Genomic DNA, 13423 nt, shown 5'->3' with positions numbered 1-13423 from the left:
CCTATCCCCTGTGTGCCTTGGCAGTCTCAGCGCGGAGTAGTACCGGAGAGAGGGCACACCGAGCCTAGGCGAGGTGCCGAGTGGTGGGGCAAGAGCCTTTTGGTTACTTTTGGGCTCTTTTCAAAAGTGACCCGCTGTAAGAGCGGAACCCATCGACGCCATCACCCAAATAACGGATATACACCCCACCCCAGCAACAACCAGCCTACGCAGTCTTCCCGGTATGGTTATTCAGCGAAATAACCTTGGTCTTCCCAATCCGGTGACGATAAATCTCACGCAGGTACTTGATCGCCTTCTTCACGCAATCCCGCGACAACCGGATATCGTTGATCGACACAAACTTGTCCTTGTCGTTGATCAACTCACGGTATTTCTTCTCATACATCGGTTTGATCGCATACCAGTTGGTATCCAGAATCTTCGCCGGGTTCTCAAACTCATTGAGCAGCTCATCAATCCGGTCTTCATCAAAATCCTCATGGATGATGAAATCCAGAATCGAATTATCCAGCGTGTCATCAAACCGATACGGATTGCGCGCAAAGCAGCGCTTGATAAACGCCACGATCAACGTCAAAAAGTCATCCGACAAACACGGGCTCTTGGCGATCAACGTGGTCAGGGACAAGTTGGCCGACGCCCCGATCACCAGCGCATAACGCTTGAGGGTCGTGTTGGGAAACAGGCTGTTGAGGTGGGTCTTGAGCCGGTTCAGGTCCATGTAGGACAGCTTGTAGTCCTTGGGCAACGACACAATCGACACCACCGACGAGCAGTTCTTGAAGAAGTGCAGGTCATGCAGCGCCGCCGCGTCATACCCGGAATTCTTGTACTGCTCCAGGGATGCCTTGTAGCGCTTGGACTCAATCGGCAGCAGGCTGATGCCTTCGATCGCCTGGGTCACTTTGTTGAAGTGCGGCAGGTCAATGGAACGGAAAAACAGGTCGTCGATGTTCAGCCGCTGCGGCTCTTTTTCGAACACCTTGAACTTGTCGCTTGAAGGCGCCGGGGTTTCCGGCACCACCGATTCGGCGTAGGCAATCGCCACCGGGCCGGCCAGGCTCATGAACAGGTCGTTTGCATCCAGGCGGATGGTCTCGCCGATGTCGATCCCGGCCCGGCGGAAATAGTTCTGGTCGTAGTCGGTCGTCACCGCCTGGGCCGTCAGGATGTTGAAGATCTGCTGCGAGATGTACTGGTTGGCGTGCTTTTCCATGGCATTGACATCAATGTTCTGGATGTTGCCGTCATCGCTTTCCTCGGCGTAACGCATGATGTCGTTGGAGATCAGCATCATCGCGTTCCACGGCCGGATGCGGCCTTTCACGCTGGCTTCGCTGCTGTCTTCATTGTCGAAGTTGTACGAGAAGTCCCATTCTTCCGACAGGTATTTGCACAACAGGCGCCCGGCGTTGATGTGCAAGGCTTCGGACATTTCACTGCGGTGATCGGAGATGTTCGGCAGCACGCAAATGCCGCTGGTGAAGATCGGCTCGAACACGAAGGCGTGGCCGCTCTTACTGTCGTGCTCGTCGGCGGGCTTGGTGTCGAACGTCTTGTTCATGTACGAGTGCTGCTGGGCCAGGCCGAATTCCGAGGCCATGCCCGAGCCGGTCCCGCCGCCGGCGCTGAAGATCGAGAAGTACAGGCGCGACTGGTTGGCCTTGATGCCGCAGGAGTCGATCAGGTACGAATGGATCATCTTCCAGTCGGGGCTGGAAAAACGTTGGGTGTCTTTGTTGAGGATGATCTTGGCCAGGTACTGGCCGAGGATCGGCGCGTTACCGGCGCCACCGGCATGGACCTCCGAGAGGTCCATGATTTTCATTTTGCTGTAGTCCCGCAGGAAACCGCTTTTCTCACCCTTGCGCGAGAAGCGGATGCGCCCGGCAATGTCCTTGTCCAGGTCGCCCAGCATCACCAGCGGCTCGACCAGGAATACCGGCTTGGTGCCCTTGTTCGAACCCAGGCGCAAGTTGTTGCGAATCCACTGGGCCGGGCGGTAGCCCTTGTCGGTGGATTTATCTTCGTTGCTGAATTCGTTGAGGTAGAACTTGCGGGCGTTGTAGACCAGCTCAGCCACGTCCAGGGCAATGTTCGAACCGCAGCGGCCCAAGCCGATCAGGCACACCGAGGGGAATTCCTGCTCGTTGCGCAGTTCACCGTCGACTTCCAGGTGCGGTGCACGCGGGAACACCATGTCGCGCAGGCCGTCGAGGTTGTCGAGGATGCGGTCGGTGTTGGTCTCGGTGAAGTACAGGTACTGCTGGGTGGCCAGCGGGCGGGCGGTGCTCAATGACTTTGAACCTGAGGGTTTTTCCGCAGGAGTTGTCAGCAACACGTCGGATACCGCAGTGGCAGAGTTATTTTTAGAAGTCATTGTGCGCCATGTGCCTGGACGGATGGCTGAAGAGGTATCAAATAGCCATCACGGAATGGGAGATCGCGACTTTACAGTGCGTCCTGGTCCTGGGCGATAGGGTTTAACCCTAGGGTTTTAAGGGGAAATCCTGGCCGGACTCTGATGAATCGGCCGTTCGTCGGGGTTCTTTAATGAAATGATGGCGATTTGCCAAATTTTCGGCGTCAGCGAATTGGCCGAACGATGGCGGGTGGGCTCGCACGGCCCGAGGGCGGGTCTTTGGGTGCGGGTTCACCGCCGGTAATGCCCAGCAGGCTGAACATGTTGTGCGAATCAAGGCCGTTGATCACTGCGCTGATATCGCTCATCGGCACTGCAGCACTGAGCAAGTAACCCTGGACGAAATCACAGCCGTGTTTTTGCACCACTTCCAACTGTTGCAGGGTTTCCACGCCTTCGGTCACCACCTGCAGGTGCAGGGTGTGGGCCATGCCGATAATGGCCTGGACAATCTCTATGTCGGCGTTGGACTTGGGGATGTCCTGGATAAAGGAGCGGTCAATTTTCAAGGTGTTCAGCGGCAGGCGCTTGAGGTAGGCGAGGGACGAATAGCCGGTGCCGAAGTCGTCAATCGACAGCGAGACACCCAGCGCTCGGATTTGCCGCAGCAGCGCCAGGGTGCTGCTGATATTGCCCATCAGGGCGTTTTCGGTCACTTCCAGTTCCAGGCGATTGGCAGCGATGCCGCCGAAACGCAGGGCGTTTTCGATTTCATCGGCCAGCTCGTCGCGGGTCAGGTTCAGGGCCGAGCAATTGACCGCCATGATCAATTCAGTATGACCCTGCTCCGACAGCAAACTCAGGTCGTGACAGGCCTGGCGCAGTACCCAGTGATCCAGTTCGGCAATCAGCCCGTTATTTTCGGCAATGCCGATGAATCGGTCCGGGGTCAGCAGGCCGTGTTGCGGGTGCTGCCAGCGCACCAGGGCTTCAAGGCGCGTGATCTTGCCTTTTTTCAGGTCCAGGATCGGTTGGTAGAACAGCACCAGCTCGTTCTTGCCGCGCAGGGCGGCGCGCAGTTCTTCTTCCAGTTGCAGTTCCAGGAAGGCCCGGGTTTTCAGGTTGGAGCTGAAGAAGTTCAGGCTGTTGCGCCCGGCATCCTTGGACTGATACAGCGCCAGGTCGGCGGTTTTCAGCAATTCTTCGCTGGTTTTGCCGTCTTCGGGAAAGAGGCTGATGCCGATGCTGGTGGTCATTACCATGCGCCGGCCCGCCAGTTCGATGGGGTCTTTCATTTTCTGCATGATGCGCTGGGCCATGTGCCGCGCCTCATCGCGATGATGGATGCTGATCAGGATGCAGAACTCGTCACCGCCAAACCGCGCGACCACGTCGTCATGGCTGCGCACCGAGCTTTTGATATGGCCGGCCAGCACGGTCAGCAGTTCGTCACCGGCGTCATGGCCGAGGCTGTCGTTGATGCGCTTGAAGTGGTCGATATCCAGGAAGATCACCGCCAGCATGCCGTCGGTGGCGGTTTTTTCCGCGAGTTTCTCGGCGAAGATCTGGTTGAAACCACGGCGGTTGAGCAGGCTGGTCAAGGCGTCGTAATGCGCCACCTGTTGCAGGGACGCGCGGGCCTGGTCCAGCTCGGTGAGCAGGGCATTGACCCGGCGCAGGTCGGTTTCCTTGTGCTGCAGTTTCTTGTCGGCCAGGGCTGCGCTGATGCTGCTGCCGATCACCAGCAGGGCGATGACCGCCACCAGCAGGCCCAGTTGGATCGGGTTGTTGTCCACGGGCAGCGCCGAGGGCACGACATCCTCGGGCACCAGCAGTTGCAGGGCCGCCATGCCGGTGAAGTGCATGCTGATAATGCCGGCACCGAGCACCAGGCTGGCCGCGTACTTGAGCAATTGATGGAACATGCCGGTGCCGTTGCGCAGGTACAGCGACAGCAGCAGTGCCGCCAGGCTGGCGCCGATGGCAATCACCACCGAGGCCAGGAACAGCCCTGTCTGAAAGTACACGCTTGCTTCGGAGCGCATGGCCGACATGCCGACGTAGTGCATCAGCGCAATACCCAGGCCCATCCACACCGACGCCAGCACATATTGGTAAGCGCGCAGCTTTGGGTGACTGAGGGTTTGCATGGCGAACAGCGACGCGATCAGGGCGATCAGCAGCGAGGCGAACGTCATGATCAATTCGTAGTGGATTGCGATAGGCGCCTGGAAGGCCAGCATGCTGATGAAGTGGGTGGCCCAGATTCCGCCTGCCAGGCAGCCCGCGCCTACCCAGCGCCAGTGCCGTTGAGCCTTGAGGTTATCGACATGGCCGACACGCTCGGCCATGTCCAGGGTGCCAAAGCCCGCTGCACACGCCACCACGTAAGCCAGTAGCACCAGAAAGGGGTTATGACTGCAATTGAGTAATAAGTGCCCGCTGTCCGGAAGGTCGGTAAAAAAATGCAAACCAAGCCATTCCATAGCATGTCCCGTCATAAGTCTTTGCCTGACAATGCTCTGAGTATAGAGAGCCTGAGCGGGTTGCAAGGGCTGATGGCAGATTGCTTCTAATCATTTGGCGATGAATTTATAAACAACTAGAACTAAATGAATAGGGATGACAGCCAGGGTCGCCCGATGGAGTGACATCAGACTTACGAATCATTACAGACAATCCCCACGGGGCTGACTAGATTGCAGGTTCCGGGCTCAGGATGCGTCTGGCATCGCGGCTCACATAACAATAAAAGAGACGGACCCATGCAGAACTCGACCCAAGCGGCGAATGCCTGGCGCATTCTGTTCCTGCTGTTCCTGGCCAACCTGTTCAACTTTTTCGACCGCACCATTCCCGCGATCATCATCGAACCGATCCGCATGGAATGGCACCTCAGTGACTTCCAGCTCGGCATCATCGGCACCGCGTTTACCATTGTTTATGCGATTGCCGGACTGCCCCTCGGGCGCATGGCCGACACCGGCTCACGCAGCAAACTCATGGGCTGGGGCCTGGCGGCGTGGAGCGGCCTGACGGCCGTCAATGGTCTGGTGGGCAGCTTCTGGACGTTTTTGCTGGTGCGCATGGGCATCGGGATCGGCGAGGCCAGTTATGCGCCGGCGGCCAACTCGCTGATCGGCGACCTGTTTCCGGCCCATCGCCGGGCCCGGGCCATGGGGATCTTCATGCTGGGCCTGCCGTTGGGCCTGTTGCTGGCGTTCTTCACCATCGGTGCGATGGTCAAGGCGTTCGACAGCTGGCGCGCACCGTTCTTCATTGCCGCTGTGCCGGGGCTGATCCTCGCGGTCTTCATGTTCTACATCAAAGAACCCAAGCGCGGCGCGGCGGAAACCGTGCAAGTCTCCCAGGAGAAAGTCGACCGGCCGATTCGCCGGGTGCTGGCGGTGCCGACGTTCCTCTGGCTGGTGCTGGCCGGCTTGTGCTTCAACTTCGCCACCTACGCGTGCAACTCGTTCCTGGTGCCGATGCTGCAGCGCTATTTCCTGCTGCCGCTGCAGGATGCGGCAGTCGCCACGGGTGTTATCGTCGGTATTACCGGCCTGGTAGGCCTGACCCTGGGCGGCTGGATTGCCGACAAGATCCATCAACGCATCGCTAACGGCCGGCTGCTGTTTGCGGCGTGCAGCCTGATCATCTCCACCGTCACCACGGCTTGGGCGCTGCACGCGGGGCGGATCGAGATTGGTGTGTTTGTGGCGTTGTTCAGTGTGGGCTGGCTGTTTGCCTACAACTTCTACACCTGCGTGTACACGGCGATCCAGGACGTGGTTGAGCCGCGCCTGCGGGCGACGGCGATGGCATTATTCTTCGCCGGCTTGTATTTGCTGGGCGGTGGCATGGGGCCGATTGTGGTGGGTGGGTTGTCGGATCATTTTGCTCATTCGGCGATGTATGCGGCGGGTGCGGAGCAGATGACCGAGGCTTATAAAGCCATTGGATTGCACGATGCCATGTACCTGATTCCGGTGGCGCTGTTCCTGACCATGCTGTTTCTGTTCCAGGCGTCCCGCAGTTTTGTGCGTGATGCCAAGCGGATGAAGGATGGGTTGGGGGCGGTGGAGGTGCCGGCCAGGGCGGTGACTGCCTGAATACATAATCCCTGTGGCGAGGGGGCTTGTCCCCCGTTGGGCTGCGTAGCGGCCCAAAAGAGCGGGAGCGCTGCGCACTCCAACGGGGGACAAGCCCCCTCGCCACAGCGGTTACCGATACCCATAAAAAGGCCCGCATTGCGCGGGCCTTTTTGTTTGGCAGGGTAGGGCGGCGAGGTTAGCCCGCGACCAACACCCGAATCGCTTCCAGTCGCAGCGCCGCCTTGTCGAGCATGGCCAGGCCTTGCTCGCGCTGTTGGCGCAGGGCAACCAGTTCACTGTCACGTACGGTCGGGTTGACCGCTTGCAACGCGGTCAGGCGCGCCAGTTCTTCATCGGTATCCGCCGCCAGACGGCGCTTCGCCTCGGCCACACGCTCGGCATGACGCGGGGCGATCTTCTCTTCGCCGGCGTTGATCCGTGGCGTCAGTTGGTCGCGCTGGGCCTGCACAAACTTGTTGGCGCTGGCCCGTGGCACGCTTTCGAGCTGGTCGTTCAAGGTCAGGAACGAGACGCGGCCCGACAAGTCATTGCCGTTGGCATCCAGCAGGCAACGCAACGCGGCCGGTGGCAGGTAGCGGCCCAGTTGCAGCGAGCGCGGGGCAACCACTTCGCTGACGTAGAGCAGTTCCAGCAACACGGTGCCGGGCTTCAGCGCCTTGTTCTTGATCAATGCTACGGCGGTGTTGCCCATGGAACCGGACAGCACCAGGTCCATGCCGCCCTGCACCATTGGGTGTTCCCAGGTGATGAACTGCATGTCTTCGCGCGACAGCGCCTGGTTGCGATCGTAGGTGATGGTCACACCTTCGTCGTCGCCGAGGGGGAAGCTGGCGTCGAGCATTTTTTCGCTGGGCTTGAGGATCAGCGCGTTTTCCGAATGGTCTTCGCTGTCGATGCCGAAGGCGTCGAACAGGGTTTCCATGTAGATCGGCAGGGTGAACTGGTCGTCTTGCTCAAGGATGTCTTCCACCAGCGCATCACCTTCGCCCGCGCCGCCGGAGTTGAGCTCCAGCAGGCGGTCGCGGCCGGTGTGCAGCTCGGCTTCGAGGCGCTCGCGTTCGGTGCGGGCTTCGTCGATCAGCGCTTGCCACTCGCCGTCGTCGGCGTTTTCCAGCAGCGGCAGCAGGCGTGGGCCGAACTGATGCTGCAAGGCGTTGCCGGTCGGGCAAGTGTTGAGGAACGCGTTCAGCGCTTCGTGGTACCACTGGAACAGCCGCTCTTGCGGGCTGGTTTCGAGGTACGGCACGTGCAGTTCGATCACATGCTTCTGGCCGATCCGGTCCAGACGACCGATCCGCTGTTCCAGCAGGTCCGGGTGGGACGGCAGGTCGAACAGCACCAGGTGGTGGGAGAACTGGAAGTTGCGGCCTTCACTGCCGATTTCAGAGCAGATCAGTACCTGGGCGCCAAACTCTTCGTCAGCAAAGTACGCAGCAGCACGGTCACGCTCAAGGATGTTCATGCCTTCGTGGAACACTGTGGCCGGGATGCCGGAGCGCACGCGCAGGGCGTCTTCCAGGTCCATGGCGGTTTCAGCGTGGGCACAGATCACCAACACTTTGGTGCGCTTGAGCATCTTCAGCTGGTCGATCAGCCACTCGACGCGCGGGTCGAAACGCCACCAGCGTTGTTCTTCGTCCACGTCCGGCTGCGACTGGAAGCTGACTTCCGGGTACAGCTCGGCGTGTTCGCTCAGGGGCAGTTCGAGGTATTCGTCCGGGCATGGCAGCGGGTAGGCGTGCAGCTTGCGCTCCGGGAAGCCTTGCACCGCGGCGCGGGTGTTGCGGAACAGCACGCGGCCGGTGCCGTGGCGGTCCAGCAGTTCGCGCACCAGGCGGGCGCTGGCTTCGGCGTCGCCATCGTTGACGGCGGTCAGCAGGGCTTCGCCTTCGTTGCCGAGGAAACCCTGGATGGTCTTGTGGGCGGCGGGCGACAGGCGGCCCTTGTCCAGCAGCTCCTGAACGGCTTCGGCCACCGGGCGATAGTTTTCGCTCTCGGCGCGGAAGGCGTGCAGGTCGTGGAAACGGTTCGGGTCCAGCAGGCGCAGGCGCGCGAAGTGGCTGTCCTGGCCCAGTTGCTCAGGGGTTGCGGTGAGCAGCAGGACGCCGGGAATCACTTCGGCCAATTGTTCGACCAGCGAGTACTCGGGGCTGGCTTTCTCTTCGTGCCAGACCAGGTGGTGAGCTTCGTCGACTACCAGCAAATCCCAGCCGGCAGCGAACAGCGCGTCCTGGGCTTTCTCGTCGTCCACCAGCCATTCCAGGGCCACCAGCGCGAGCTGGGTGTCTTCGAACGGGTTGGCGGCATCGCTTTCGATAAAGCGTTCTTCGTCGAACAGCGCGACTTGCAGGTTGAAGCGGCGGCGCATTTCCACCAGCCATTGGTGCTGGAGGTTTTCCGGGACCAGGATCAGTACGCGGCTGGCGCGCCCCGACAGCAACTGGCGATGGATCACCAGGCCGGCTTCGATGGTCTTGCCCAGGCCCACTTCGTCCGCCAGCAGAACCCGTGGCGCGATACGGTCGGCGACTTCACGGGCGATGTGCAGTTGGTGCGCGATAGGTTGCGCACGCACGCCACCCAGGCCCCAGAGCGAGGACTGCAACTGGCGGCTGGTGTGTTCCAGGGTGTGGTAGCGCAGGGAGAACCAGGCCAGCGGGTCGATCTGGCCGGCGAACAGACGGTCGCTGGCCAGACGGAACTGAATGAAGTTCGAGAGTTGGGTTTCCGGCAGGGTGACCTGTTCGTTCTGCCCATTGAGGCCGTGGTAGACCAGCAGGCCGTCGACGTCGTCGACCTCTTGCACGGTCATTTTCCAGCCTTCGAAATGGGTGATGGTGTCACCCGGCGAGAATCTCACGCGAGTGAGGGGCGCATTCCGTAGCGCATACTGGCGGGTGTCGCCAGTGGCCGGATAGAGCACGGTCAACAAGCGGCCGTCCTGTGCCAGAACGGTGCCTAACCCCAGCTCTGCTTCGCTGTCACTAATCCAGCGTTGCCCCGGTTGATACTGCTGCGCCATGCTGCCTGACTCCCGCCGTGAAAAAGCCGACTATCTTAACGGAACAAGGGCCCCAGCCAAAGGACTCTGACAAAAACTACCAAGCTTTACGGGTGGTTCGGGCTGCAATCGACGGGTGGCAAGGCACTTGCGACTGACGACTGAGTCACAACTTGGCACACGCAGCCTCAAGTGGATGCCGCGCCAGCCGACAGCCTGCTGACAGGAGACTGATAATTATGATCCCACCCATGCTGCCCTTGAGTGTTGTGCCGGTCACGTCACAGCTCGATCCGGTGCGCCAGAAGCCGGATATCCCGCCCGTGGTGCCGGTTCAGCCAGGCTCCAACGAAAGCACCATCGACCTGCAAAAACGCGACCCCGAGGAAGCGGCACTGTTGCTGCGCGAAGAACAGCGTCGCCAGCAGGAACAGCAAAAGCGCCGCCGCGAAGCCGATGAAGATCCGCAGGAGCACCTGGCTGTGCCCGGTGACGAACTCAACGCCGACAACACCGTGCCGGTGGTGCCGCTGATCGAAGACGCGCCCCGGCAAGGTTTGTGGGTGGACGTCGAGGTTTAATCCTGCAGTTCCCGCAGGGCGGCGATCAGTTGCTCGATTTCTTGCACCGTATTGAGGTAGCTCACGGAAATTCGCGCCACGCTGTCCAGCTCGCGGGCCTGCATGTCCAGCGGGGTGTAGGGCACGCCGTTGGCACCGATGTTGATCCGCTTGAGTCCCAGGCGCCGCTTGAGCTCGAAGGCGTCCCAGCCGGCCAGGTTGAAGGCGATCAAGCCGGACTGGTTGCCCGCCGTTCCCAGATCATGCAAGGTGATCCCGTCGACCTGGCGCAGTGCTTCGCGGAGTGTGCTGCTTAGAAGCTGGACCGTCTGGCGGATTCGCTCAACCTCCAATCGATTGACCTCCAGCAACGCATTGCCCAGGCCTGCCAGCAGCGCGAATGACACTTCGCTGGTTTCAAAGCGCCGCGCGTCGTTGCGCAAGTCGAAACCCGCAGGGCTCCAGGGCGCAGAGAACACGTCGCGCTGGGCCGGGTTCAAGCGCTCCAGAAAATCCGGCCGTACATAGAGCAGGGCGGTCCCGCGCGGGCCCCGCAGATGTTTGCGCCCGGCGCCCTTGAGCACATCGCACCCCAGCGCTTGCACATCCACCGGCACCTGGCCGAGGGCTTGGCCGGCGTCGATGAAGTAGGCGATGCCGTGGCGCTTGGCCAACTGGCCGATGGCTTCGGCGGGGTTGATCAAGCCGCTGTTGGCGGGCAGCCAGGTCAGGTCGATCAACCGCACCCGGGCGTCGAGCATGGCTTCCAGGCCGGCCACGGACACGGCGCCGGTTTCATCGCAAGGGATCACCTCCACCCGCGCACCGGCTTGCACGGCTGTCTGCATGCTCGCCAGGTTGCCGCCCCATTCGTGGCGCCCCACCAGAATACGATCGCCCGGTTGCCACGGGCCCAGGGCCTGGAACGCCATGCTCCAGGCGGTGGAACCACTGCTGGCAAAGGCAATCGATGACACCGGCGCGTTGAGCAATTGCGCGGCGGCGCGACGGGCTTTTTCCGCCAGCAGCGCACCGTGTTCGCCCGCTTCCATCGGGCCGTCGCGGGCCTCACGTTGTAGTTGTTCAGTGATCGCGTCGAGCGTTCCCTGGCTGGGCAGGGACGCACCGGCGTGGTTGAAGTGGACGATGCCGGACTGGCAGCCCGGCGTTTCGTCCCGCAGCGCCCGGACTTGCGGCAGGGACAGCGCATTCACGGCTGCAGCTCGAAAATCGCGTCGATCTCCACGGCCACGCCGCCCGGCAAACTGGCGACGCCCACCGCCGTGCGAGCGTGGCGGCCTTTGTCGCCGAGGGCGTTGACCAGCAGGTTCGAGGCACCATTGGCCACCGCGCCCTGGCGCTGGAAATCGCCGCTGCTGGCGATAAACACGCCCAGCCGGATGATGCGCACCAGCCGCGACAGGTCATCGCCCAAGGCATCGCTCAACTGCGCCAGCAGCCCCAGCGCGGCAAGTTCGGCGGCCTTGGCGCCTTCGTCTTCGCTGATGGATTCGCCGAGCCGGCCAATGTACACAGGCTTGCCGTCCAGCAGCGGGATTTGGCCGGAGATGAACAGTTGGTTCTGGCTGATGACGTAATTGACGTAGTTGGCGATGGGCTGGCTAGGTGTCGGCAGGCTCAGGCCGAGGGCTTGTACGCGTTGCGAGAGGGACTGGCTCATGGTGAATCCTCATGGGAAGAGTCTTCAGCATGGGCGGCGTGGTGTTGGCCGACAAACGGATAGATCTCACTCGACGTATCGAAATAACTCATGCATCGGCGCAGATTTCCCGCAGCCATTCACTGAAGCAGGCGGCCGCTTCGCGGGTATCGCCTTGCGGGGCGATCAGCCAGTAGCCGATCTCGCTGTGGTAGGGCGGCCAGTCGAAGGCCTCCACCAACGTGCCGTCCTTCAGCCTGCGCTCGATCAAGCGGTGGCGGCCCATGGCGATGCCCTGGCCGGCGACGGCGGCTTCGACCACGATGTTGTAGTCGTGCAGCAGCGCCTTGGGGTAGTGCTCCACATCCACTTGGTAATGCCGGGACCAGTCGGTCCACTCGAAAGGACGGTGCGAGGTGGCCATCAACAGCGGGCCGTTGGCCAGTTGGCTGGCCTTGAATGCCGGGCTGCACACCGGTGACAGGGTTTCACTCATCAGGCGAGTGGCCTGCACATCGTCCCAATCGCCCTTGCCGTAGCGAATCGCCAGGTCGACCTCGGCGGCGGCGACGTCAGCCAGTTGAATCGCCGGCACCAACTCCACCTGGATGTGCGGGTAGCGGCTGAGAAACCCGGCCAGGCGCGGTGCCAGCCACAAGGTGGCGAACGAGGCGAGCAGGCCGATTCGCAGCACGGTGCTGGCGGGCGGTGTTTGTTGCTGGCGGGTCGCGGCGGCGATGGCGTCGAGGGCGGGGCGGATCTGGTCGTAGTAGTGTTGGCCGTCTTCGGTCAGATCAATGGCGCGGGTGCGTCGGATAAAGAGTGGCTTGCCCAGGTGTTGTTCGAGCTTTTGCACTTGATGGCTGAGGGCGCTCTGGGTCACCGACAGCTCGGCGGCGGCCTTGATAAAACTCAAATGCCGGGCCACGGCCTCAAAGGCGCGCAGGGCCAGAAGTGGGGGAAGGTCCTTGTGCAGTGCCACGTCGAACGCTCTGTGTGAGGGTTGGGATGGGGGGATTTTGCGGGCAAATGCGCGGGATGACATCGATTTTGTTTACGCGGGATCGGCGCAGGACGCATTATTGAGGCATCCAAGCCATTACGTAAGCCAAGCCATGAGTGACGATGACAAGCTGATTGACCTGAATGCCGAGCGGGCCAAACGGGTGCATGACCTGAATGACAAACGACTGAATGAAGTGCGCCAGGCGTTTGAGCAAGCGATGCCGTTGGGCAAAGGCAAAGGTAAGAAAAAGCCGAAAAACAAACCGAAAAAGCGTTGATATAGCCTGCATCACTTGATGCAGGTCAGTTATTTCCCTTCTTTACGCCCCGTCGCGGGCGACATTGATCCTCGTCAATTTCTTCTTTCGTCTTCTTGGTTAACTTAGCCCTATCGCAACAGGGCAAGTGCAGGAGGCCGGTCATGTTTTTCGATAATGTGGTATTTGCCGGAGTGCTGACGGTTGGCCTCATGGTGATGTTCTTTGTTGGGTTTGGAATTTTTATCTGGAAAGACGCTAACAAGCGTAAGAAGCCTTAGGTCTTTTCGGGATACATGAGCACGCAAGGCATTTTGGGCGACTTCGGTCGCCTTTTTTTTGTTTTGTTTTTATTGGGGTGAGTACATATCCGTTGCTGCGGTAATGGCTGCCTAGGGTTTCGCTCTTACAGCGACTCACTTTGGAAAAGCCCCAAAGTAAGCAAAAGGCTCTGGCCCGC

Annotated in this window: 10 protein-coding genes; 4 read left to right on the top strand and 6 right to left on the bottom strand. The window is 60.7% G+C overall.

The window, feature by feature from the left end:
• Positions 1–205 precede the first annotated feature (205 nt).
• Together MUM_RS0129955 and MUM_RS0129950 are read right to left on the bottom strand one after the other, a co-directional pair.
• Complete coding sequence (locus MUM_RS0129955; protein WP_029616157.1) at positions 206–2383, bottom strand: hypothetical protein; 2178 nt, start codon at positions 2381–2383, stop codon at positions 206–208.
• 206 nt (positions 2384–2589) lie between these two features.
• On the bottom strand, positions 2590–4851 hold the full coding sequence (locus tag MUM_RS0129950; RefSeq protein ID WP_010176687.1) for a putative bifunctional diguanylate cyclase/phosphodiesterase: 2262 nt from the start codon (positions 4849–4851) through the stop codon (positions 2590–2592).
• A 279-nt stretch (positions 4852–5130) separates the two neighbouring features.
• Here MUM_RS0129950 and MUM_RS0129945 point away from each other — a divergent pair, with 279 nt between their 5' ends.
• Positions 5131–6477, top strand: a complete 1347-nt coding sequence (locus MUM_RS0129945) for a spinster family MFS transporter (protein ID WP_010176686.1) — start codon at positions 5131–5133, stop codon at positions 6475–6477.
• A gap of 178 nt (positions 6478–6655) precedes the next feature.
• On the opposite strand, the gene rapA is transcribed toward MUM_RS0129945, so the two are convergent.
• Positions 6656–9502 carry an RNA polymerase-associated protein RapA gene (gene rapA / locus MUM_RS0129940; RefSeq protein ID WP_010176685.1) on the bottom strand — a complete coding sequence of 949 codons (2847 nt, stop codon included), beginning with the start codon at positions 9500–9502 and terminating at the stop codon, positions 6656–6658.
• A 218-nt stretch (positions 9503–9720) separates the two neighbouring features.
• On the opposite strand from rapA, the gene MUM_RS0129935 reads away from it, so the two are divergent.
• Entirely contained in the window at positions 9721–10062 is a 342-nt protein-coding gene (locus tag MUM_RS0129935; protein WP_010176684.1) for a hypothetical protein, read from the top strand.
• Here the strand turns inward: MUM_RS0129935 and MUM_RS0129930 are convergent.
• The 3 genes from MUM_RS0129930 to MUM_RS0129920 all read right to left on the bottom strand — a co-directional run bounded on the left by MUM_RS0129930 (position 10059) and on the right by MUM_RS0129920 (position 12683).
• Positions 10059–11255, bottom strand: coding sequence for an aminotransferase class V-fold PLP-dependent enzyme (locus tag MUM_RS0129930; protein WP_010176683.1), 1197 nt, complete (start codon positions 11253–11255; stop codon positions 10059–10061). The genes MUM_RS0129935 and MUM_RS0129930 overlap by 4 nt on opposite strands.
• Positions 11252–11722, bottom strand: a complete 471-nt coding sequence (locus MUM_RS0129925; RefSeq protein ID WP_010176682.1) for a RidA family protein — start codon at positions 11720–11722, stop codon at positions 11252–11254. Before MUM_RS0129925 ends, MUM_RS0129930 begins: the two co-directional genes overlap by 4 nt.
• An 88-nt stretch (positions 11723–11810) precedes the next feature.
• Positions 11811–12683 carry a LysR substrate-binding domain-containing protein gene (locus tag MUM_RS0129920; protein ID WP_010176681.1) on the bottom strand — a complete coding sequence of 291 codons (873 nt, stop codon included), beginning with the start codon at positions 12681–12683 and terminating at the stop codon, positions 11811–11813.
• A gap of 133 nt (positions 12684–12816) precedes the next feature.
• Here MUM_RS0129920 and MUM_RS1000000134660 point away from each other — a divergent pair, with 133 nt between their 5' ends.
• Both MUM_RS1000000134660 and ccoM read left to right on the top strand, forming a co-directional pair.
• Positions 12817–12984: a hypothetical protein gene (locus MUM_RS1000000134660; RefSeq protein WP_010176680.1), complete on the top strand. Its 168-nt coding sequence runs from the start codon at positions 12817–12819 to the stop codon at positions 12982–12984.
• A gap of 143 nt (positions 12985–13127) precedes the next feature.
• Complete coding sequence (ccoM, locus tag MUM_RS1000000134915; protein ID WP_010176679.1) at positions 13128–13244, top strand: cytochrome c oxidase subunit CcoM; 117 nt, start codon at positions 13128–13130, stop codon at positions 13242–13244.
• The last annotated feature ends 179 nt before the right edge of the window (positions 13245–13423 follow it).

Origin of the sequence: Pseudomonas sp. PAMC 25886, from assembly GCF_000242655.1 — a bacterium.
Taxonomy (GTDB): Bacteria; Pseudomonadota; Gammaproteobacteria; order Pseudomonadales; family Pseudomonadaceae; genus Aquipseudomonas.
This window is presented reverse-complemented; position numbering and strand designations above follow the sequence as displayed.

What these genes read in the sequence shown, in the direction of transcription:
- MUM_RS0129955 (WP_029616157.1), bottom strand. Translation starts at nt 2,383, where the DNA reads ATGACTTCTAAAAATAACTCTGCCACTGCGGTATCCGACGTGTTGCTG.
- MUM_RS0129950 (WP_010176687.1), bottom strand. Translation starts at nt 4,851, where the DNA reads ATGGAATGGCTTGGTTTGCATTTTTTTACCGACCTTCCGGACAGCGGG.
- MUM_RS0129945 (WP_010176686.1), top strand. Translation starts at nt 5,131, where the DNA reads ATGCAGAACTCGACCCAAGCGGCGAATGCCTGGCGCATTCTGTTCCTG.
- rapA (WP_010176685.1), bottom strand. Translation starts at nt 9,502, where the DNA reads ATGGCGCAGCAGTATCAACCGGGGCAACGCTGGATTAGTGACAGCGAA.
- MUM_RS0129935 (WP_010176684.1), top strand. Translation starts at nt 9,721, where the DNA reads ATGATCCCACCCATGCTGCCCTTGAGTGTTGTGCCGGTCACGTCACAG.
- MUM_RS0129925 (WP_010176682.1), bottom strand. Translation starts at nt 11,722, where the DNA reads ATGAGCCAGTCCCTCTCGCAACGCGTACAAGCCCTCGGCCTGAGCCTG.
- MUM_RS1000000134660 (WP_010176680.1), top strand. Translation starts at nt 12,817, where the DNA reads ATGAGTGACGATGACAAGCTGATTGACCTGAATGCCGAGCGGGCCAAA.
- ccoM (WP_010176679.1), top strand. Translation starts at nt 13,128, where the DNA reads ATGTTTTTCGATAATGTGGTATTTGCCGGAGTGCTGACGGTTGGCCTC.